This window comes from Persicobacter diffluens (assembly GCF_036244895.1).
GTDB classification, from domain to species: Bacteria; Bacteroidota; Bacteroidia; order Cytophagales; family Cyclobacteriaceae; genus Persicobacter; species Persicobacter diffluens.
Window position 1 is genome coordinate 982626 of the sequence record NZ_BQKE01000001.1, and the last position, 20902, is coordinate 1003527.

Sequence of the window (20902 nt, forward strand, 5' to 3'; positions counted from 1 at the left end):
ACCCTTATTTCGGTGTTTATGGTGGAAATGAAATCAATCAATTTCAGCGACACAGCGACAGCCTTTGCGGCTAAAACTGATGGTGATCTTAGGCAGAGCTATTTACTGTTTAAGACCATTAATTATCCCACGCTGGTAAAGTTAGGAACTTCTTTTATAAATGTAGCATTAAAGCTCCGATTACCAATAAAAAATATCATTAAGGCTACATTATTTAAGCAGTTCTGCGGGGGTGAATCCATCGAAGATAGTCAAAAAACCATAGAAGATCTGTATAGATTTAAAATTGGAACAATATTAGACTATTCTGTTGAAGGAGAATCAAATGAGTCCGACTTTGATGCCACCTATGAGGAAACGCTTCGGACCATTGCAAAAGCCCGGGGGAATAAAGCGATTCCTTTTTGTGTTTTTAAGCCCACCGGAGTTGCGAGTATTGATTTGTTGACGAAGGTGAGTGAAGGAAAGGCTTTAACCGAAGAAGAAGCTGCCGCTTTTGAGCGCGTAAAACAACGTTTCGATGGTTTGTGTAAAGCTGCGCATGAGGCGGGGCAACCCATCTTTGTAGATGCAGAAGATAGCTGGTATCAGGATGCTATTGATGATTTGGTGTATGCCATGATGGTGAAGTACAATCAGAACCAACCTATTGTATATAACACCTTCCAGATGTACCGTAAATACATGCTGGATCGCTTGATCAAGGGTCATCAGTTTGCGCAGGAGCATGGCGTTCAGTTTGGTGCAAAATTAGTGCGTGGTGCTTATATGGAAAAAGAAGCGGAACGTGCAGCCGAATTGGGTTACGAGAATCCGATTAATCCTACCAAGGAAGCTACGGATCAAATGTATGACGATGCTTTGCGTTATTGTATGGAGCACAATGCGACTGTTGGCCTGGCCTCCTGTTCTCATAATGAAGAGTCTGCGCATTTATTAATGGAGTTGATGAATCGTTACGGGATTGCTAAGGACAATAAGAGGGTGTTTTTTGCCCAGTTGCTGGGGATGAGCGATCATTTGAGTTATAATCTGGCAAAAGTAGATTATAATGTAGCGAAATATGTGCCTTATGGTCCGGTAGAAAAAGTGATGCCTTATCTTTTCAGAAGAGCGGAGGAGAATACTTCCGTAGCAGGACAAAGTAGCAGGGAGCTGATGTTAGTGAATCAGGAACTGAAACGAAGAAGCGCAAAACGATAGAGACCCGAAACAAACAATAACACTACACTTATGGCGAGCCCGGCAATTTTGTCGGGCTTTTTTTTTGGAATAGGCCCTTTTTTGAAGGAGGCACGCTAACCCGGATAATTCATTCTTAAATCCTCGTTTAGCTGTAAGGCGGAAAAAATGAAGGAATAGTCCCCTGTTTTAAGTTTTTTCTAAGGAAGCAAATGATTGAGCAGAAAGCAGGTTTGCTCAAATTTGGACTATCAATAACTCAAAACTTAAAAAGTTGGAAGTAAATCGTTTAAAACGATTCACTCAATCTGGTGGTGAATATTGCGGCTCAATTTCAATGAACATTAGGTTAGGCAGAAGGATTTATCGGTATTTTAATTTATTTCGAAGGCGTTTTTCGTAAGGTGTTTGGTTTGAGGGTGTTATGGTTTTGAGATTGATCAGGGCGAATAGTTAGAAGTTGAAGTAGAATTATAAATACATTAAAATGTCCTTAGTTAGGGGTGTTTATGATAAAAGTCATTATTTGAAATGTGAATATCCATATTGAATAAATATAAATTTGACTCTTATAATATGATTTATTTAACCTTAAACCATATACTTTTATTGGTAAAATGATATTTTAAAATATTTTCATTAGGTAGTTGATTTTGTTAGGTATTTGATCTGTCAAAAAGCGCAAAACTAATATAGTTTAATAATCAATATGTGTTTTTTTTGTAAATATCGTTTTAGATGACCCTAGTCAGGAATTAGAATGACATTGATTAATAGATGAAATGAAAAATAGGCAACATCTTTGTGATGTAATCATCGAGAACAATTAACAATCATGGGAAAAGCTAAACTTATTTCGTCATTATTTTCAGTAGTATTTATTGTACTATTTTCTGCATCTGCATCTTTTGCAGAGGGTTTTAAAATTACTATCAAAGGAGTGAGTAATGTTCACGATTGGGAATGCGAAGTAGAGCAGGCCGATGTGAAAGTGACCGCAACCGCTAATGGTGGTACTTTGGAAGCTTTGGAAGGAGCAAAAGTAGTGGTGCCTGTAAAGTCTATCAAATCCGGTAAAAGCGGAATGGATAAGAATATTTACAAAGCGCTTAAAGAAAGCAAACACGCTGATATTGCTTTTGAAATGAAAAAAGTAAATAGCCTGGATGGAAACAAGGTAAGTGTAGACGGTACGTTGCGCATTGCTGGCGTGACTAACAACGTGACCTTGAACGCTGAATTTACTACTGTGGATGGAAAAACGGCTATTAAAGGTGCTGAAGTAATTTCCATGAAAGCATATGAGGTGGAGGCGCCTACGGCTATGTTCGGTGCGATCACCACTGAGGATGAAGTTACAGTGGAGTACGTAGTATTCCTATAAACTATACAAGGCTGTTCGGTTATGGTCCCATCAGGTCCCGGGGCCATTCGGTCAGCCAATTTCCAAACTTGATTTTTTGAACTCCGATTCAATTTAAACCTTACAGATTATTTATATTATGAGATTTAACAATACTGTTAAAGCATTGGGTGCGTCTGCCCTAATGTTATTGGGAGGTAATGCCTTCGCACAAGAAGCCAGCGAAGATGTATTTGCTAACTTGCGTGCTAATGACAAAACTGGAATTAATGTTTTCGAGCCTGCGAAAGTAGAGATCGAAGAATTTAAAGCGCCTAAAGTTCGTGTTGGTGGTAACTTCAACATGATGTTCCAGGGCATGACGCAGTCTAACTATTATAATGGAGTTGAAGTTTCCAATGGAAATGAGGTTCAGCCTTCAGCTTACCGTTTAGCTAAATTGGGTCAGGATTTCAACTTGCCAATGGCCAACTTGAACATTGATGTAGCTTTTGCTCCTGGTGTTACGATGAAATTGGAGACTTATTTGTCTTCTCGTCACCACATTGAGGCAAACGTTAAAGGTGGTTACTTGCAGTTGGATGCACTTCCATTCTTGAACTCTAATTTCTTGGATGGATTGATGCAAAACCTTACTTTGAAGGCCGGTTTGATGGAAATCAACTATGGTGATTCTCACTTCCGTCGTTCTGATGCAGGTAATGCCATCTACAACCCATTTGTAGCGAACTACATGATGGATGCTTTCTCTACTGAGCTAGGTTTGGAAGCACTTTACCGTCACGAGAATGGTCTATTGGCTATGGTAGGTATGTCTAATGGTAAATTGAACCAGACTACTTTGGAAATGGAAGGTGCTGCTCCTTCTCTTTATGGTAAATTGGGTTACGATAAGCAAATCAACGATGATTTCCGTTTCCGTTTGACTGGTTCTGCTTACCACTCATTTGGTGATGCGCGTGCGTACCTTTACTCTGGTGACCGTGCCGGTTCTCGTTACTACAATGTAATGACTTATTATGATGCTGAAGGTAACCGCGTTTCAGGTGGTGACTGGTCTGGTCGTATCAATGGTACTTTCAACCGTTTGACTGCTGTTCAAATTGCTACTTTCGCGAAATATAAAGGTTTGGAGTTCTTCGGAACTTATGACAACCAGTCTGATTCTCACGAAGATGGTGTTGGTACTATGAGCCAAATTGGTGCTGATTTGCTATACCGTTTCGGAAATGAGGAGAATTTCTACGTAGGTGCGCGTTACAACACTGTATTCGGTACTTACACTGACGAAGCAGATATCGATGATATCAAAGTGAACCGTTTCGCACTTGGTGGTGGTTGGTTCATGACTAAGAATATCTTGGTGAAAGCTGAATATGTAAATCAGGAGTATACTAAAGGCTATGAGCAGTTGGGTATGCAATTCCGTGATGCATCTTTCAATGGTGTGAACGTAGAGGCAGTAATTGCTTTCTAAGCCATTTGAAGCTAAGCTAAAAAATAAAATAGGGCCGGTGGTTGTAGGATCACCGGCTTTTTAACATTTAAGGCATGTGGAATTTTCTTTTAACATTTTTGATGGTATTGCTTCCTGAGGGGGAATTCAAAGGGCAATTGATTTGGGATGAAGAATGCGAAATGGAGGTGTTTGGAACCACCAATGTGAGCCATTTTTCATGTTATTACCGTCATGAAGAATTAGAGGAAGTTCGTTTTGACTTAAATTTTCAGGAAGAAAACCAGGGGCTGGCAGCTCATTTAAAAGGAGCGGAAATAGCAGTCCCAATTGAGGCGTTTAAATGTCGGCTACCCGGCATGACCAAGGATTTTCGTCATTTATTAAAGTATAAGGAGTTTCCCAATTTAAAGATGGAAATGCACCGCTTGCTAATTCCGGAGCAGGGCTGGTCTTCTACTTCTGCAGACATGGAGGTAACTTATGAAATTGCCGGCGCAAAGAAAGCTTTTACCACACCGGTGCAGCTGGAAAAGTCGAAGGACGGGCAGTATTATATTTCCGGGGAAACCGCAGTAGACATCCGTGATTTCGGTTTGGAGCCACCGGTGAAATTTTTGGGAGCGGTTAAAGTGGAGCCTATGGTGACCCTCAAGTTTAAAATGGCCGTTCAAATAGACCGCTTATTATAGCGCTGTATCTCATTAAACCGAATGATTCTTCACTAGATTCAGCGACTTGACCTAAGGGATTTACTTCAGTTTGCTAAGATTGATTTTGCTGATTTTTTAATAGCCTAAAATTTGGCTACGCTTCCTTTCTTCACATTCCTCTGCTTCCTTGGAAAAAGCCCGAAACAGAAATAATGCCTTCATTTTTTCCGCCTTGTAGCTTAAAGAGGATTAATGCATTTATAATTCGGGTTTAGCATTCATCATCCGTATTAACATTTATCCTGTGGATATTCTTCCTGCCGAAGTCAATTTGGGCGGGATTTTTTTTAACTTGGCCTTTATCCAATAAGATTTTTTTTCCATGACAATAAATGAAAAAATTGCTGCTTTAAGGGCAGAAATGCAGCAAAAAGGAGTGGCAGCGGTAATCGTTCCCTCTAACGATCCTCACCAAAGTGAATATATCGCAACACGCTTTGCCTGCAGAGAGTGGATTTCCGGTTTTACCGGTTCTGCGGGAACGGCAGTGGTAACTTTGGATCATGCCGGTGTATGGACGGATTCCCGTTATGAAATTCAGGCAGAAGAAGAGCTGGCCGATAGTGAATTTGTGCAGCATCAGCTGAAGGTGCAGGGCGCGCCGGAATTCATTGACTATTTAGCAGAAAATTTACCTGCCGGGAGCGTGGTCGGCATTGATGGCCAATTGTTTTCCCTTCAGGTTTATCACCTATTAGAGCAAAAATTAGGAAAGAAAAACATTGCCATTAAAGCAGATTTTGATCCTTTTGAAAAAATTTGGACGGATCGTCCAGCAATGCCAGGCTCAGCATTTTATAACCACCCCATAGCATTGGCTGGCGTATCTACCGGGGAGAAATTAGAAAAAGTCAGAGCGGAAATGCAATCCAAGCAGGCGGATGCATTAATGATAGAGGCCTTGGATGAAATTGCCTGGATGTTGAATATCCGGGGGGCAGATGTGGATTGTAATCCGGTAGGCTATGCTTATTTGACTGTTGAGTCCGCAGCGGCCACTTTGTTTGTGGATCCTGCTAAAATTGGCGTAGAGGTAGCGGCTGCCCTTCAAACAGCGGGAGTTGCGGTGGAGCCATATGAAGAAGTGGAGAAATGGCTGGCAGAGGGGGAATTCACCAATATTCAGGTGGATCCGGCGCGTTTTTCTATTCATCAGTATGAATTGTTGGCGGAGGGAAAAGTCGTTGCAGCGGAAGCATCTCCGGTGCAGTTCATGAAAGCGGTGAAGAATGAGGCGGAATTGGCAGGCATGCGTTCAGCGATGAAAAAGGATGGAGTCGCGCTAGTGAAATTCTACAAATGGGTGGAAGAAGAGGCGGCAAAAGAGGGGCTGTCGGAGGCGCAATGTGCAGAGAAATTGAAGGAATTTCGTGCGGAACAGGAAGGCTACGTAGGGGAGAGTTTTTCCGCTATTGTTGGTTTTCAGGGTAACGGAGCGATTGTACACTATCGTCCGCAAGACCCGAAGGCGAAAAAGTTAAATGGCGAGGGGATGTTATTGATTGATTCCGGTGGGCAGTACAAAGACGGTACCACGGACATTACCCGAACTTTTTACCTCGGTACGCCATCAGCAGAACATAAAAAAGCCTATACCCTGGTTTTGAAAGGGCATATTGCGATTGAACAGGTGGTCTTTCCAGCTGGCTATGCCGGTCCTCAGATCGATGTTTTGGCACGTCAACCATTGTGGGCAGAAGGAATGAATTATGGCCACGGAACGGGGCATGGTGTTGGGGCTTCTTTAAATGTACATGAAGGTCCCATAAACTTTGGAAATAAGGGGGTGACTGGCGGAACGCCTTTTCAGGTAGGAATGATCATTTCTGACGAACCCGGTTTCTATAAAACAGATGCCTACGGTATCCGCTTAGAAAATTTGGTGACGGTAGTGGAGAAATATAATAATGAGTTCGGGCAGTTTTTGGCTTTTGAATCATTGACCTTAGCTCCTTTTGAACCCAAATTAATTGAGGCAGACTTGCTGTCTGTAGCAGAAAAAGAATGGTTAGTACAATATCAGCAAGAGGTGAAAGCGGAGCTGCTGCCTTTGCTGTCTGAAGAAGAAGGACAGTGGTTGGAGCAAAAATGTATTTTATTCTAAAAAAAATGATGAAACAGTCTTCCTTTATGATTGGCCTTGGACTTTGGTTTTAGGTCAATCTTTTGAGTGAAGGATGTTAAAAATGGAAGGCAGTTCATTCGTTTGAGCTGTCTTTTTTGATTTTCAGGTGGATTATTTTATTGGGGTGAATAATTTTGAATTTCCATTTATTTAACAAATGGGTTTTGTGTTTGTGTTATTGATATGTTTGATACTTGTTTGTTTTGATATTGGTAATTTTTTTAGCATTTTAAAAACTTACATTTTATTACTTACCCTTTTAACCCTTTGCTTATGAACGTTACTTATGGCGTAAAAATGACGATTGCACAAGAAGTATTGTGGGATATTGATCGCGTAAATGAAGATTTAAATTTATTAGAAGACTGTAAATTGGATTCCAATAGTCTTGACCGCGTGATCCTTCGTTTGGAAACCTTACTCGGGATTACCATTGATCCGAAAGATAAATCAAACCTGCATGTAGTAGAGGATTTGATTAAATTATTCAAAGGGAAATTGCAGCATACGCAGGTTTAAAATCGATGGCGAAATGGGAAATTTCTAAATGAGCTTAAAATTAGGTTTCGTTTATGTAAGATTTTTTTCTTTTTGATTTTTTTCTGAGAAGTAAATCATTTAACCTGTTGGTTTAAAGTCTTTTGCTTGTTGGGTGTGGAATTGAATTTCAGCTTGGCAGGCATTTTTTTTGCGCTTAAAAATTTCGTATTTCTTTCTATTATTGAACATGTCCAAGGAAGAAGGACCAAATTGTAAACCATTAATTTTTTTGTGAAATGAAAACAAAAGCGGGCCAAAAGAAAGCACATGCCCACTGGTATGACAAAGAGGATGGTGTTAAGGTGCAATCAAAAAAAAACCGTCCGAAAAGAAGTGTTCACTTTTTAGAAGAAGATTACCCAGCTGCTCAGTTTGACCTAAGCATGCTTAAGGGGAATACTGATTATCTATAGGAAAGCTCAGATATAAAAAAACAGAAGACGACGGTAGGTCGTCTTTTTTTGTTTGCGATGGGATCGGGTATTAGGAATCGGGGGAAATCAGTCTGAATAGAAGAACAAAATAGGGGGGATGCGGCTTTTCTTACTGTAACTAATCCGATCTGTTATGAAAGTCTTGGTGATTTTGTTGTTGTCCTTATCGATATTAATTCCGGTATCTGCTCAGGAGGTTACCGACAAAGCAAAACAGAAAACAGAGCAGCGTGTCGATCAAAAAGTGGACAAGGGAATTGACCAGGGCCTTGATAAGCTGGAAGGCTTTTTTTTCGGCAAAAAGAAGAAAAAGAAAAATCAGACTTCTGTTACTCAGGATAGAGAGCATATGGAAGAGGTTCATCAGGAACAGGCGAATAAGATGATTGAATCCATGATGGGCAATATGAGTAAGCCGGTGGATGTGGCAGAGGCCTATGCTTTTGATAAAACGGTGACCTTAAAGGTGACAAATACCAATAAAAATGGCAAGGTCGATCAGTCAGATTTGCATCTGTTGATTCCTTATGAGGAGAGTGATCATTGGGGAATGTCAGTCCTTCCAGAAAAAGAAAAAGATTCGCAGAGTATATTGATTTATGATACTGGAAATAAGGCTGTCATTACTTTAATAGAGGAGAAGAGCGGGGAGAAGAATGCGATGGCAATGGCTTTGGATGTGGATCAAATCATGGAAGATATGGCGGAAGAAAAGGTGGAAGATGTAGAGAAAGGGGTAAAGGATCCGGCTTTGCTATCTAATGAGGTGAGTTTTACGAAAACAGGAGAAACCAAAACCATGCACGGTTACGAATGTCATCAGTATATGGCTAAAGGGCCGGATGGTGAGGCAGAATTTTGGCTGGCGCCGGAATTCAATCATGATAATGCGCCTTTCTTTTCTGCTTTTGCCAAAAGAGGAGCGAAAAAAGGAAAGCAGCAGAATGTACTGGGGTTGGGGCAGGCGCCGGATGGTTTCATCATGGCCATTTCAGGCAAAACATATAAAACCGGAGATGCTTTTGCCTATGAAGTGACGGAAATCTCAGATCAAGATCGAAAGTTTTCCATGGCCGACTGGAATTTAAAAACCATGCAGGATTATATGCAAAAACAAACGGATTGATGTTCCGCTTTCCTGTGAGGATGTATGGGATCCTCATTCACCCTGAGGAGGATTTGTTATTGACGATTTCATTCGAATTAACCCGATCCATTCATGCTAAAATCCTCGTTTAGCTGCCAGCCGGAGAAAATAGCGGACTTTTGCTATCTTGAAATTTTCACGCAGGCCGATGCCGGAGTGGAAAGTGGAGGCGACCAATTCGGGGCAATAAAAAAATAGAAGAAACACCTGTAAGATGCAGGGGATAAAATCATCATCCTGGCTTTTGGTCTGGAGCTACATCATTTTGGTTATTTGGGAAAAGAATACCATTTTCCTAAACAGTCTGGGAGGGTATATTTGTAGGCTGATGATCCATAGCGGTTTACTGCTTTTGAAAGCCCCGTTATTTGGTGTGTACGCAAATGAATTAACCCATTAACTGTTCTGCTAAACTCCGAATTGTCTCAGGTGATGATCCAGATGTTTGTACATCCCCCAGCCTTTTTCTTCCAGACTCATCGCACCGAAAATCGGATGTTTTTTTTCTTTAGCTATTTGTTCGGGGGTGTTATAAAACTCAGAAATTGCCATTAATAGACGTTCTTTTTCCTTTTCGAAATTTTTTTCTCCTTTCTGAACGTATTGGGGATGCGTTTTCGTGTTGTGAGGGTAGGGCGTATCGTTGATGACCATTTTTTTGATGAATCCGCTGAAAAGTTTTACCAGAAAAGGGGTGTTGTTTAAAGGTTTTCCATTGGTGACTTCCTGTACCTCTGCAGTGTGTGCCAGCATTTGAGCGGCATTCATTTTGCCCCAAAGCGGAATGGTGTCCGCTTTTACCTGATGGATTCGTTCCCTTATTTCTTCAAAAACGACTGCTTCGTATAAGTTTTTGTGTTCCATGAGTTTCGGTATTTTTTCTAGAAAATACGCAATTCACAGGGGATTATCCACTGATGTTTGAAAAATTGGAATATTCCTTTGGTAATACACTTCTTTTTGCAATAGCTAGGCGTGGCTTTGTACTTCGGTATAGTTTATTTATTTTTGCAGCCGAAATGTGTCTAAGGGTCTGAGCCTGCTAGGATAGTCAGGTAGTACCTTTAACTTATACGTGAAAATTTTATGCACTTAAGCGAACAAGAAATCAGAAGACGTGAAGAGCGTGAGGCGCTCATGCAGATGGGAGTGAACCCATATCCTGCCGAAGAATTTGTAGTCAGTACCACTGCTGATGATATTAAACAAAACTTCGAAAAGCGCCCTGATGATTTTAAGGAAATTACGGTTGCCGGCCGTATCATGTCCCGTAGAATCATGGGTAATGCCTCCTTCGCAGAAATTAAAGACAGCACTGGAAGAATCCAGGTATATTTCCGCCGTGATGACATCTGCCCGGGTGAGGACAAGACGATGTACAATCAGGTGTTCAAGAAGATGTTGGACATCGGAGATATCATTGGGATTAAGGGTTATGTTTTTAAGACGCAAGTAGGAGAGCTTTCTGTTTACGTAACTGAGTTCAAGCTTTTGACTAAATCTTTACGTCCGCTTCCAATCGTGAAAGAGACCAAAGATGAGGCAGGAAATGTGGTACAGCACGATGCTTTTACTGATCCTGAGTTGCGTTACCGTCAGCGTTATGTTGACTTGATTGTAAACGATAAGGTTAAAGACACTTTCATTAAACGTACTAAGATTGTAAACTCCATGCGTCAGTTTTTCAATGATGCGGGATACTTGGAGGTAGATACCCCAATTTTGCAATCTATTCCGGGTGGAGCGGCAGCACGTCCATTTATTACGCACCACAATGCTTTGGATATTCCATTGTACTTGCGTATTGCGAATGAGTTGTACCTGAAGCGCCTGATCGTAGGTGGTTTTGACGGTGTTTACGAATTTTCCAAAAACTTCCGTAACGAAGGAATGGACCGTACGCATAATCCGGAATTTACGGCCATGGAAATTTATGTTTCCTATAAGGATTACAACTGGATGATGGATTTCACTGAGCGTTGTTTGCAGTACATTGTAAAGAATGTGAACAATGGTGAAACCAAAGTTTCTGTTGATGGTACTGAAATTGATTTCGGTGGTAATTTCCGTCGTGTGACCATGATCGATGCGATCAAGGAGCACACCGGAGTGGATATTACCGGTATGGATGAAGCTGCTTTGGTACAGGTTTGTAAAGATCTGGGCATCGAAACAGATGAAACCATGGGTAAGGCGAAATTGATTGACGAGATATTCGGAGAGAAATGTGAGCCACATTACATTCAGCCTACTTTTATTACGGATTACCCGGTAGAGATGTCGCCGTTGTGTAAGCGTCACCGTCATAATCCGGAATTAACCGAGCGTTTTGAGCTGATGATTAACGGTAAGGAGGTAGCGAATGCTTACTCTGAGTTGAATGATCCGGTTGATCAGCGTGCACGTTTTGAAGAGCAAATGGGCTTGATGGATAAAGGAGATGATGAGGCGATGTTTATCGATCATGACTTCTTGAGAGCATTGGAATATGGTATGCCACCAACCTCTGGACTGGGTATTGGTATTGATCGTTTGGTGATGTTGTTGACCGATAACATTTCCATTCAGGAAGTATTATTCTTTCCACAAATGAAGCCGGAGAAGCGTGTGGTTTATATGTCGGAGGCGGATTACCTGGAAATGGGCGTTGCGGAAGACTTAATTCAGATTCTTCAGAAATTAGGCTTGGTACAGAAGTCTGATTTTGCAGAATTGCAGGCCAATAAATTGCATCAGGATGTTTGCGGAATGCGTAAGAAAATGAAATTGAAAGAGGTGAAGAACCCAACCAAAGAAGAGGTAGAAGCCTGGTTGGAAACGGTTCAGGCTTAATTAAAAAAAATATAACAAGAAAGGACATTGCATTCGTGGTGTCCTTTTTTTTGGCTTTTAGCGTGTTTAAAAGCCAAAATGACTAGCGAAAACTGGAAGTAATGCAGAAGCGATGTCGATTATTTTGAGAGAATAGCATCTCTATTGTTGAGAAATTATCCAAAATCGCGGCTAATAATTCGATTTTGCAGCCGGATGGAGGGCTTTTTAAATACGCGCTTAATCAGAATGATTCACCGCTATTATTTAGCGACTCCTTCTAAGTTGGATTGTTGTCAGGTTGTTATGGGCGGGCTGATTTTTTAATTGCCATATTTGGGTGAGTTTGCTTTTAACTCCATCATCGGCTTCCTTGGAAAAAAACTCGAATTAGTAAAACTCCTTCATAATTCCCGTCTTGCGGCTAAAGGAGGATTTCAGTATGAATAATCCGGCTTAAAGCTTTTTATTCCTGGATTGATTAGTATTTTTATTTTGAAAACTAAAATCCAATTTTTTGAAACCGGAAATAACAATTATTTATTGCACACAATGCAAGTGGCTCCTTCGGGCCGGTTGGATGGCGCAGGAACTTTTACAGACTTTCGAAACCGAAATCGCGGGGGTAAAGCTGCAGCCAGGAACAGGTGGTATTTATGAGGTTTGGATAGATGCCGAACAGGTGTTTTCCTTTAAAACTTCACGCAGATTTCCTCAGCCCAAGGAATTGAAACGCTTAATCAGAGATATCATAGCGCCTGAAAAAGATTTGGGGCATAATGACAGAGGAATATGAAACGCTACTTTTTTTCCACAATTGCTATTTTTTGTGCACTGACGGCCTGTGATGAAGAAACCACCAAAACCAAGCAGTATATGGTACGGGGGCAGCAGTTGTATCAAACCTATTGCGCGAACTGTCACCAGCAAGATGGAAGTGGGCTGGGGAAATTATATCCTCCTTTGAAGGATTCTCAACACTTATCAGATAAGGAAGCCGTCATTTGCACGATAAAGAATGGTATGGAAGGGGAGATTGTGGTAAATGGGCAAACTTATGACCAGCCCATGCCCGGGATACCAGAGCTTAAAAATTTGGACATTGCTGAGATTGCCACCTTTGTCCGGATTACCTGGGGTGGGGCTTCAGATCGCGTGAGTTTAGAGGATGTGGAGCACGCTCTAAAAGACTGTGTTAAATAACAATTGTACCTAAATTTATATTTTTTGTAATTATTTCCCTTGAGGCTTTGGTATGTGTTCTTAAATAATTAATTTCTAGTCTGTTAGTCATTGTTGGACTGATTGACATAGAGAAATTTTTCTTTATAGAATCTGGATATGCTGAATTCTCATTCCTTCCGTATTCCTCAAAGGATAATTGCTCCTATTTTAATCTTTTAATTATTTTCAAAATGAACATTTTTGTTGCTAAGCTAGGGGCGGATACCACTAGCGATTCCCTTCGTGAATTATTTGAGCAGTATGGTGAGGTAGCTTTTGCGCGAGTTATTTTTGACCGTGAAACAGGTCAGTCAAAGCGATTTGGTTTTGTAGAAATGCCGAATGATCCTGAAGCCTATATGGCAATTGTAGAAACGAATGAACTTTACTTTGAAGGAAGTACAATTGTAGTGAAAAAAGCGAAGCCAAAAGAGGAAATGGCTCCTCGCTCTCACTAAAAAAAACATAAACAAAAAAGGCCGCTGATTAATAGCGGCCTTTTTTGTTATGGAATTATATTTTTTGCCTCTTCCTGGGCTTCTGCCATCATTTTGTTAATGGCTGAAATATTATTTTTTTCTTCTAATAAATACTGTCTTGCCTCCTGATAGTCCAGCGTATCATACTGGGTGTTGAGGTGGTGCATCCATTCCATCATTGCCTTTTCAGACTTTAATAAAGCAACATTAACCTGTCTGAATTGTGCATGTTGCTCTTCGCTGGAGGTGGAATCTTTCAACAATTTTTGAATCTCTGATTGGTATCGAACAATTGTTCCCATGCGGGGCATGGCTTCGTCATGAATATCGATCACTTCATTATAGATGCTTTGAAGCTCTTCTTTCTGTTTTTTTTCCTCACTATTGCAGGAGAATAAAAAAAGGAGGAGGGTGAAAATCGATAAGTTTCTTGTCATGACATTATTTGTTTTCCCAAAAGTAATCAATCTTTTTTAAAGGGCAAAAAAGCTATTTTGGCTATAAATATTACATATCAAGAATGGTGAATTCTACTCTTCGGTTAATGGCTCTATTCTCATCTGAGTCATTTGCGACTTCCGGTTTATCTGCTCCATATCCCTGAGAAGTGATTCTCCACTCGGCGATACCCTGACTGACTAAATATTTTTTTACTGCTCTGGCTCGGTCTTTAGAAAGCTTGCGGTTATATTGATCATTCCCAACATTGTCGGTATGTCCGGAAATTTCAATCTGCATGCTGGGTGTTCCCTCTAAAAACTCCACCACTTTATCTAATGCGCCATAGGAGGTTGTTTTCAGGCTGGCCTTGTCAAAATCAAAAAATACATTATCCAGTCTTACCGTTGTCCCCACTTCTAGTGGACTCAGATAAATGTCCAGGATATAGCCATTGTCAAAATGTTCTGCTTCAATCTCTACAGGCAAGGAAACCGCTAAAAATCCTTCGGTGTTAATGGTTATTTCATAACTTCCTTCTTTGGCGAGTTCAACTCCGTAAGCGCCATCAAAAGCGTCATTGTTAGTGGTGAAATTCTCCGGGCCGTTGATTTTTATCTCGCATTCCACCGGCAGGTTGGTGTTTTTGTTGAGTACCAGGCCGCTGAGGCTTGCCAATTTTTTTGGCGCATCAATTTCGAAGTCCAGAACCATGGTAGAATCTTGCTTTATTTTTGGCGTTTTCAGTTGTTGGCTGATCAGTGTTTTACTGCCTAAAGCAATTTTGAAATCATACTCATAATCCTGTGGTAGATTTATTTCGTAATATCCACCTTCATTATTGTAGAAAAAGGTATCTACTTTTGCATGAACATTGATTAATTCCAGGCTTACCTGTGCCGGCATTTGTGTGGATTTGTCCAAAATGGTTCCGGATAAGGTCAGAACCGGAGGTTTTGGGATTAATCCCAGGATATCCAGGGAGTTGCCCACCGTGCCCGGATAAGTACGGGTAGAAAAAGCATTGCCTTCATTATCGAGTGAGAAATAGGCGTCAAATCCGTCGGTATTGATCGGCTTACCGATGTTCATGGGCTTGCTCCATCTCAGCCAGGTGTCATCCATTCTTTCTGCCCAGTAAATATCCATTCCTCCGTGACCACCAGGTCGGTTGGAGGCAAAATACAAGGTACGATCATCCTGAGATAAGTATGGGGCAAACTCATCTCGCCGTGTATTTAAACTTTCCAAGCGCATTGGAGTAGAATATGCTGTCCCACTTACTCTAAAACTTACATAAAGATCGCTAAATTTATCATTGTCTTTTTCACTAAAATAAAGAATGAGCACGCTCATGTCACTGTTCATGGTGGCGCCTGAAAATCTCCCTTTTCGCATTTTCAGAAAGTCCTTAACATCTAGTGGCGTTGGAGTGGACCAGCTGTCCCCCTTACGGGTAGTGATGGCTAGGCCATCTTCTTTTTTCTTACTGGCACCGCGAACCAATAGGTAATTACCATCAGGAGAAATCCACATCACCTCATTAAACCTTCTGTTATTGAGTGGGGATTTCATGTGTTGGGCCGGTCCCCATTTGCCATTAGGCTGTTTTTCGGAGAACCAAATATCTTGTCCGCCATCCGTCCCCTTTTTATTATCCGGGTGATTGGTTCTGGTAAAATATAAGGTAGAACCATCCGGTGAAACAAGGGGGGAACTTTCGTGATAGGAGGAATTGACATTTTTGCCAATTCTGTTAAAATCAAATTTATTAGGATCAGCTTTCTGGGCACACAAGAAATGGGGAATGCTGAACCAAAAAAATAAAGCAATAAAAATGTAGCGTAGCATAGGTCAATGTTTGGTCATTAAAAAATGACAATATAGGTGACTTAAAGTTTATGAAAGATCAGGTTAACTTTTAAAGATTTTGGTTATAACCTTACTATACAAAAATATCAAAAAAATTAACAAAGCACACAAATGTTACATGCTAGTTCTTGTTGTTTTATATCAAATTATAGGATATTTTCTCTAGGAGGTCATTTGGACTGTTTAGCTAAGGGACATTTCCCAGAGGTGTCCCTTTCTTAGGGTTGATGGTTGATGGCCTCATTATAGATTTTGCGGGTAACCGAATCTACCTCAATATAAATGTTTTCCGCTTTCATTCCGGTGACAATAAATCGACCCAAAACAGGCTGCTCTGAGATGATATTGGTCTGAGGGTTTGAGGGGATGGCCGAAAAAAGGCCTCCGGCGTTGTTGATGCCCCCTTGTACTTCTTTGAAATAATTATAAGCTTCTTCCGTGTAGGCTAATACCTCCATTGAAGCATTATCACCCGGCTTAAAGGTGACAGGAGCTTTGAAGTTACTAAAGGAAGAGGCGAAAAGTTCGTCATCGAATAAATATACAGTGGATTGGTTTCCGTTGGATTCTATGCCATTGACCAGAAAGCGAATTTGGTAGTAATTTTTTTCTTCGTTGGGTTCTTTAAAGTTCACCATTAAATCGAAAACACGCCTATCCTTTTCTTCCTTCGGATTATTCTTTAAGCTTTCCATTCTTCCGGAGTTCAGCTTATAGTTCAGGCTAATTTCTGATTTATTCTCCACTAAATAGTCCTCCGCACTAAATTTTTGCCCCATCCAGTTGACAGATAAATGATAAGTAGCTCCAACTTTCCCCTTAAAAATTTCCCAATTGGGTGGAAGGTATTTTTGTTTGTCTTCATTCCAAAGGAAAGGGATTTTCAGTGTTTTCTCCCCGTAGTGTTCGGTAACGATGATCTCGGCATTGGTAATTATATCATGAGGAGATAAAGAATCATAAAACCCAAAGGTTTGATTAAGAGAAACATAAGAATATCCTTCCAAATCAGCGATCAGGCCTTCGATTACCAAAATATTTTCATGTGCCGGAAGCTCTATTTGAATGACTTCTTCACAGGCTAAAATTACTGTACAAAGGAAAATAAGGCTTAAGTTTCTATAAATGTTTTTCATACTAAAATTCAAAATTATAGCTTAAAGTTGGCATTACCGGGAATAGGTAGACTTGTTTGAAAACAGCTTTTCCACTGGAATCGTTGGATGCCATAATGGTAAACAAGTTTTTTCTATTGTAAACATTATATACGCCCATGGTCAATGAGCTTTTGAATCGGCGATCCTGGTTGGATTTGGGAGTCCAGGTAGCCGAAAGGTCTAATCGATGAAAATCCGGCATTCGGTAATTATTTCGTTGTGGGAAGTAATTGAGTGCATAACCCCTGAATTGATATTTGGAGGAGGGAAGGGTGGTTGGTCGTCCACTAGCATATTGAAAGGTGCTCCCTACTTTCCATTGTTCATTGATTTTATAGGTCATCCAAAGATTGAAGATATGGGGGCGGTCAAAAGAAGTGTCGTATTGTTTCCCTTGATTCACGCCATCAATTTTTCTAATACTGCGGGAGTAAGTGTAGTTAAACTGCCCTTTTAGTTTTCCCTTAGTTTTGTCAATGGTGAACTCCACCCCTCTACCCATTCCCCGACCTTGTCTGACGTCATAGATTAAATCCGGATTCCCGATGGTTTGTGCATTATCGGAAAACTCAGATACATTGGTGAGTTCTTTGTAGAACAGTTCCACTCGGGTACTAAAAGAAGCATTTAACTGTTCTTCTATTCCTAGGGTGTACTGAATAGAGGTTTGTGGATTCAGGTTTTTAAAGCTTGGTATCCAGGTGTTAAATGGCAAAGGAATAGTGCCATTGGTAATTTGATGTACCGGTTGGTACATATTCTGAAAGGAGAAAAAGAGATCGGTATTTTTTTTCGGCTGATAATGAATATTCAGCCTGGGAGAAATATGATAAAAAGAGGACACAGGTGCTAAATCCTTAATTTTTGATATTTTCTGTCCATTTTGTCGGATTTCCCAGGGGCCAATATGCTGAAAAACGGAGGAGCGTAGACCAAAGCTCAGTTGCAGTTTGTCCCAACTATAGTTTTCCTGTATATAAATGGAATATTCCGTATTATGATACTGGGGGAGGTTAAACTCTAAAAATTGGCTAAAGGTGGATAGCGGGCTAATCTCTCCCGGGCGGTAGTGACTGTAATTTGCCTGAAACCCGATTTGGAGATCGCTTTTGGAATATTTCCAATTCATTTCTGAAAATAGCTGTGTGTTTTGAACCTGATTTTCCCATAAAAAGGCCAGTTGGGGATCAGCCGGATTGTTCATCTGGAAGCCGAATTCAGAAAAATTTGCCCCGGTTTTTATGTAGAAATTTTTGTGGAAATAGTGATCCCAGTTTATTTGAGCCAGTTTGTTTCCCCAGGAAAAGGAAAAATTATCAATGGAAGTGAATTGATCCTGTCCATAATAGGCTGAAATATGAATCTGATCTTTTTCAGAGGGTCTGAAATAGATTTGTCCATAAAGATCCCCAAAGTATATAAAGTTTCTTTTAGCTTCTTCAGGAGCAAGTTGTTTTTGAAAATAATCGATGTATGATCTCCTGCCACTGATGCTAACGCTGAGTTTTTCTTTGATGATCGGGCTTTCGACATTTATTCTTGAGGACAATAAACCAACTCCTCCGCTAATATTTAATTGATGAAGATCCGGTTTTTTTGTCTTTGCATCTAAAACAGAGGATAGTCGACTTCCATACCTGGCCGGGATGCCTCCGGTATAGAGGTCTGAAGAAGAAAGCATGTCCTGGTTGAATACGGATACTATTCCAAATAAATGGGAAACTTCATAAATCGGTACTCCATCCAAAAGGATGAGGTTTTGGTCAGCGCTTCCTCCCCTGACGAAAAAGCTGGAGGTACCTTCGCTGACTGTGGACACCCCGGCTTGCATTTGAATATTTTTGATAATATCGGTTTCTCCCAGGAATTGAGGAAGGCTTTTGAGTTCCTCTAATTGAATCGTTTTATCGGCTTTTTCCAGGATATTTTCAGGTGTTTCATTTGCGCGGATCATTACATTTTCCAACTGCTTGGCTGCTGGGATGAGGGAAATGGTTTGGGATGCCTGAAGTGGTCTGCTGGTGGTTTTGTATCCAACGGAGGAGAAGGTGAATACTATACCAGCAGGCGCTTTAAATGAGAAATTTCCATTTTCATCACTAATCCCCCCGTATTTTCCATGCTGATCCGCGATGAGCGCAAATGGAATAGGGGTATTGTTTTCAGCATCTATGAGCTGACCCTCATATTGAAGGATTTTTTGGGCATAGCCAGAAAGTGACAGACTAAAGCAAAAAAGGCAAAAAAAGAGACGTAACATTGGATTCATAAATGGTCGATTAATGGGCATTTATGAATTATACTTAAATTTCTTACGTCTAGTTTACATTAAAAATTAGAATAGTGATGTAAGGGCTGTTTTTGGGATTAATCAATTAGATCCTCAACTATTTATTCACAAGTCACGAAAAATAGGCCTAATCGGTCCACATGGAGCGATCCAAACTCCGGTATTGGATGGCCTCGGATAAATGCTCCACCTTAATGTTTTCGGAATGGGCAAGGTCTGCAACGGTTCTGCTGACTTTTAGAATTCTGTCAAATGCTCTGCCGGAAAGTCCCAGTTTTTCCATCGCTGATTTAATAAGCTGTTTACCGTCATGGTCAATTTTGCAATATTTTCTTACCAGGGTGGAGGTCATCATGGCATTGTTGTGAATTTCCGGGAAGTCTTCAAATCTTTGGTGTTGAATTTCTCTGGCCAGCATCACTCTTTCTCTGATGCGGTCACTTTTTTCCTCAAGCTGCTCGGAGGTTAGTTGTTCGAAATTTACGGGAGTCACCTCTACATGTAGGTCTATTCGATCCAATAGAGGGCCTGAAATTTTATTTAAATAACGATGTCGAAGATTGGGGTTACAAACGCATTCTTTTTCAGGGTGATTGAAATATCCGCACGGACAGGGATTCATGCTGGCAATGAGCATGAAATTAGAAGGGAAGTTAACGCTCAGTTTGGCGCGGGAAATATTTACCTTTCGCTCTTCCAGTGGTTGTCGCATCACCTCTAAAGCCGTTCGTTTGAATTCGGGTAATTCATCCAAAAACAGGATGCCATTGTGGGCAAGCGAGATTTCTCCTGCTTGTGGAATGGTTCCGCCTCCCACCAGTGCGGTGTCGGAAATAGAATGGTGTGGCGCGCGGAAAGGTCGGGTGGCGATGAGCCTGGCGTCGGATTTTAATCTTCCGGCAACGGAATGGATTTTGGTGGTTTCTAAGGCCTCGCGTAAATTTAAAGGGGGGAGAATGCTGGGCAATCTTTTGGCGAGCATGGTTTTTCCAGCCCCGGGAGGGCCAATCATGATCAGGTTATGTCCTCCGGCAGCGGCAATTTCCAGTCCGCGTTTGACATTTTCCTGTCCTTGTACCTGAGAGAAGTCATCCTGAAAAAGGGTACTTTCATTTACAAAAATCTCCCTGGTTTCAATTCGGGTGGGGGGGATGGTTTTGTGTCCACATAAATGGTTGATGGCGTCTTTGAGGTGATCCACTCCGATGACTTCCAGTTGATTCACTATTCCGGCTTCATTGGCATTACTTTTTGGAAGAATGAACCCTTTCAATCCTTCATTTCGGGCAGCAATGGCCATAGGCAAAGCACCTTTTATGGGGCGGATGCTGCCATCGAGGGCGAGCTCTCCCATGATGAGGTATTGCTGGAGAATGTCGGTTTGGATTTGGCCGGAGGCCTCTAAGGTTGTCAGGGCAATCGGCAGATCATAAGCAGCGCCTTCTTTTTTGAGGTCAGCAGGTGCCATATTGACTACCATTCCATTTCGGGGCATGTAGTAGTCATTGTATTTGATGGCCGCCTCTACCCTTTGTTGACTTTCTTTGACCGCAGAATCGGGCAAGCCAACGATAAAAAACTTAGTGCCGTCTCCAATGCTGGTTTCGATGGTAATTAATTGTGCGTCTACGCCATAAACAGCGCTTCCAAAGGTCTTGGCAAGCATAGGCT

General features: G+C 41.1%; 18 protein-coding genes. 12 read left to right on the forward strand and 6 right to left on the reverse strand.

The annotated features are described in order from the left end of the window. Positions 1-27: 27 nt before the first annotated feature. The 8 genes from AAA970_RS04170 (at position 28) to AAA970_RS04205 (ending at position 8939) form a co-directional block, all read left to right on the forward strand. On the forward strand, positions 28-1203 hold the full coding sequence (locus tag AAA970_RS04170; protein WP_338236074.1) for a proline dehydrogenase family protein: 1176 nt from the start codon (positions 28-30) through the stop codon (positions 1201-1203). Positions 1204-2017: 814 nt separating this feature from the next. Continuing rightward, a complete protein-coding gene (locus AAA970_RS04175; RefSeq protein ID WP_338236075.1) occupies positions 2018-2566 on the forward strand; it encodes a YceI family protein in 549 nt (182 codons plus the stop codon). Between the two features lie 118 nt (positions 2567-2684). Then, complete coding sequence (locus AAA970_RS04180) at positions 2685-4022, forward strand: hypothetical protein (protein WP_338236076.1); 1338 nt, start codon at positions 2685-2687, stop codon at positions 4020-4022. 74 nt (positions 4023-4096) lie between these two features. Further along, positions 4097-4693 carry a YceI family protein gene (locus AAA970_RS04185; protein WP_338236077.1) on the forward strand — a complete coding sequence of 199 codons (597 nt, stop codon included), beginning with the start codon at positions 4097-4099 and terminating at the stop codon, positions 4691-4693. A gap of 343 nt (positions 4694-5036) precedes the next feature. Continuing rightward, the gene (locus AAA970_RS04190; RefSeq protein WP_338236078.1) at positions 5037-6818 is read left to right on the forward strand and encodes an aminopeptidase P family protein; all 1782 of its coding nucleotides are present in this window, start codon (positions 5037-5039) and stop codon (positions 6816-6818) included. 294 nt (positions 6819-7112) lie between these two features. Further along, the gene (locus AAA970_RS04195) at positions 7113-7358 is read left to right on the forward strand and encodes an acyl carrier protein (protein WP_338236079.1); all 246 of its coding nucleotides are present in this window, start codon (positions 7113-7115) and stop codon (positions 7356-7358) included. Positions 7359-7615: 257 nt separating this feature from the next. Further along, positions 7616-7792 carry a hypothetical protein gene (locus tag AAA970_RS04200; protein WP_338236081.1) on the forward strand — a complete coding sequence of 59 codons (177 nt, stop codon included), beginning with the start codon at positions 7616-7618 and terminating at the stop codon, positions 7790-7792. Positions 7793-7946: 154 nt separating this feature from the next. Continuing rightward, positions 7947-8939: a DUF4412 domain-containing protein gene (locus AAA970_RS04205; protein WP_338236082.1), complete on the forward strand. Its 993-nt coding sequence runs from the start codon at positions 7947-7949 to the stop codon at positions 8937-8939. A gap of 429 nt (positions 8940-9368) precedes the next feature. Here the strand turns inward: AAA970_RS04205 and AAA970_RS04210 are convergent, their stop codons facing one another. Further along, the gene (locus tag AAA970_RS04210) at positions 9369-9824 is read right to left on the reverse strand and encodes a DinB family protein (RefSeq protein WP_053404143.1); all 456 of its coding nucleotides are present in this window, start codon (positions 9822-9824) and stop codon (positions 9369-9371) included. Positions 9825-10046: 222 nt separating this feature from the next. On the opposite strand from AAA970_RS04210, the gene lysS reads away from it, so the two are divergent. From lysS to AAA970_RS04230, 4 genes are all read left to right on the forward strand, one after another. Further along, positions 10047-11792, forward strand: coding sequence for a lysine--tRNA ligase (lysS, locus tag AAA970_RS04215; RefSeq protein ID WP_053404144.1), 1746 nt, complete (start codon positions 10047-10049; stop codon positions 11790-11792). Between the two features lie 496 nt (positions 11793-12288). Next, a complete protein-coding gene (locus tag AAA970_RS04220; RefSeq protein WP_053404145.1) occupies positions 12289-12567 on the forward strand; it encodes an Rdx family protein in 279 nt (92 codons plus the stop codon). Further along, positions 12564-12974, forward strand: coding sequence for a c-type cytochrome (locus AAA970_RS04225; protein ID WP_338236083.1), 411 nt, complete (start codon positions 12564-12566; stop codon positions 12972-12974). Before AAA970_RS04220 ends, AAA970_RS04225 begins: the two co-directional genes overlap by 4 nt. A gap of 212 nt (positions 12975-13186) precedes the next feature. After that, complete coding sequence (locus AAA970_RS04230) at positions 13187-13453, forward strand: RNA recognition motif domain-containing protein (RefSeq protein ID WP_053404147.1); 267 nt, start codon at positions 13187-13189, stop codon at positions 13451-13453. 47 nt (positions 13454-13500) lie between these two features. Here AAA970_RS04230 and AAA970_RS04235 read toward each other — a convergent pair whose 3' ends face one another. The 5 genes from AAA970_RS04235 to AAA970_RS04255 all read right to left on the reverse strand — a co-directional run bounded on the left by AAA970_RS04235 (position 13501) and on the right by AAA970_RS04255 (position 20897). Beyond that, on the reverse strand, positions 13501-13911 hold the full coding sequence (locus AAA970_RS04235) for a hypothetical protein (RefSeq protein ID WP_338236084.1): 411 nt from the start codon (positions 13909-13911) through the stop codon (positions 13501-13503). A gap of 70 nt (positions 13912-13981) precedes the next feature. After that, positions 13982-15763 carry an OmpA family protein gene (locus AAA970_RS04240; RefSeq protein ID WP_338236085.1) on the reverse strand — a complete coding sequence of 594 codons (1782 nt, stop codon included), beginning with the start codon at positions 15761-15763 and terminating at the stop codon, positions 13982-13984. Positions 15764-16002: 239 nt separating this feature from the next. Further along, complete coding sequence (locus AAA970_RS04245; protein ID WP_338236086.1) at positions 16003-16920, reverse strand: DUF4249 family protein; 918 nt, start codon at positions 16918-16920, stop codon at positions 16003-16005. A gap of 1 nt (position 16921) precedes the next feature. Continuing rightward, a complete protein-coding gene (locus AAA970_RS04250) occupies positions 16922-19210 on the reverse strand; it encodes a TonB-dependent receptor (RefSeq protein WP_338236087.1) in 2289 nt (762 codons plus the stop codon). 148 nt (positions 19211-19358) lie between these two features. Next, on the reverse strand, positions 19359-20897 hold the full coding sequence (locus AAA970_RS04255) for a YifB family Mg chelatase-like AAA ATPase (protein ID WP_053404152.1): 1539 nt from the start codon (positions 20895-20897) through the stop codon (positions 19359-19361). Between the last annotated feature and the right edge of the window lie 5 nt (positions 20898-20902).

What these genes read in the sequence shown, in the direction of transcription:
- AAA970_RS04170 (WP_338236074.1), top strand. Translation starts at nt 28, where the DNA reads ATGAAATCAATCAATTTCAGCGACACAGCGACAGCCTTTGCGGCTAAA.
- AAA970_RS04175 (WP_338236075.1), top strand. Translation starts at nt 2,018, where the DNA reads ATGGGAAAAGCTAAACTTATTTCGTCATTATTTTCAGTAGTATTTATT.
- AAA970_RS04180 (WP_338236076.1), top strand. Translation starts at nt 2,685, where the DNA reads ATGAGATTTAACAATACTGTTAAAGCATTGGGTGCGTCTGCCCTAATG.
- AAA970_RS04185 (WP_338236077.1), top strand. Translation starts at nt 4,097, where the DNA reads ATGTGGAATTTTCTTTTAACATTTTTGATGGTATTGCTTCCTGAGGGG.
- AAA970_RS04190 (WP_338236078.1), top strand. Translation starts at nt 5,037, where the DNA reads ATGACAATAAATGAAAAAATTGCTGCTTTAAGGGCAGAAATGCAGCAA.
- AAA970_RS04195 (WP_338236079.1), top strand. Translation starts at nt 7,113, where the DNA reads ATGAACGTTACTTATGGCGTAAAAATGACGATTGCACAAGAAGTATTG.
- AAA970_RS04200 (WP_338236081.1), top strand. Translation starts at nt 7,616, where the DNA reads ATGAAAACAAAAGCGGGCCAAAAGAAAGCACATGCCCACTGGTATGAC.
- AAA970_RS04205 (WP_338236082.1), top strand. Translation starts at nt 7,947, where the DNA reads ATGAAAGTCTTGGTGATTTTGTTGTTGTCCTTATCGATATTAATTCCG.
- AAA970_RS04210 (WP_053404143.1), bottom strand. Translation starts at nt 9,824, where the DNA reads ATGGAACACAAAAACTTATACGAAGCAGTCGTTTTTGAAGAAATAAGG.
- lysS (WP_053404144.1), top strand. Translation starts at nt 10,047, where the DNA reads ATGCACTTAAGCGAACAAGAAATCAGAAGACGTGAAGAGCGTGAGGCG.
- AAA970_RS04225 (WP_338236083.1), top strand. Translation starts at nt 12,564, where the DNA reads ATGAAACGCTACTTTTTTTCCACAATTGCTATTTTTTGTGCACTGACG.
- AAA970_RS04230 (WP_053404147.1), top strand. Translation starts at nt 13,187, where the DNA reads ATGAACATTTTTGTTGCTAAGCTAGGGGCGGATACCACTAGCGATTCC.
- AAA970_RS04235 (WP_338236084.1), bottom strand. Translation starts at nt 13,911, where the DNA reads ATGACAAGAAACTTATCGATTTTCACCCTCCTCCTTTTTTTATTCTCC.
- AAA970_RS04240 (WP_338236085.1), bottom strand. Translation starts at nt 15,763, where the DNA reads ATGCTACGCTACATTTTTATTGCTTTATTTTTTTGGTTCAGCATTCCC.
- AAA970_RS04245 (WP_338236086.1), bottom strand. Translation starts at nt 16,920, where the DNA reads ATGAAAAACATTTATAGAAACTTAAGCCTTATTTTCCTTTGTACAGTA.
- AAA970_RS04250 (WP_338236087.1), bottom strand. Translation starts at nt 19,210, where the DNA reads ATGAATCCAATGTTACGTCTCTTTTTTTGCCTTTTTTGCTTTAGTCTG.
- AAA970_RS04255 (WP_053404152.1), bottom strand. Translation starts at nt 20,897, where the DNA reads ATGCTTGCCAAGACCTTTGGAAGCGCTGTTTATGGCGTAGACGCACAA.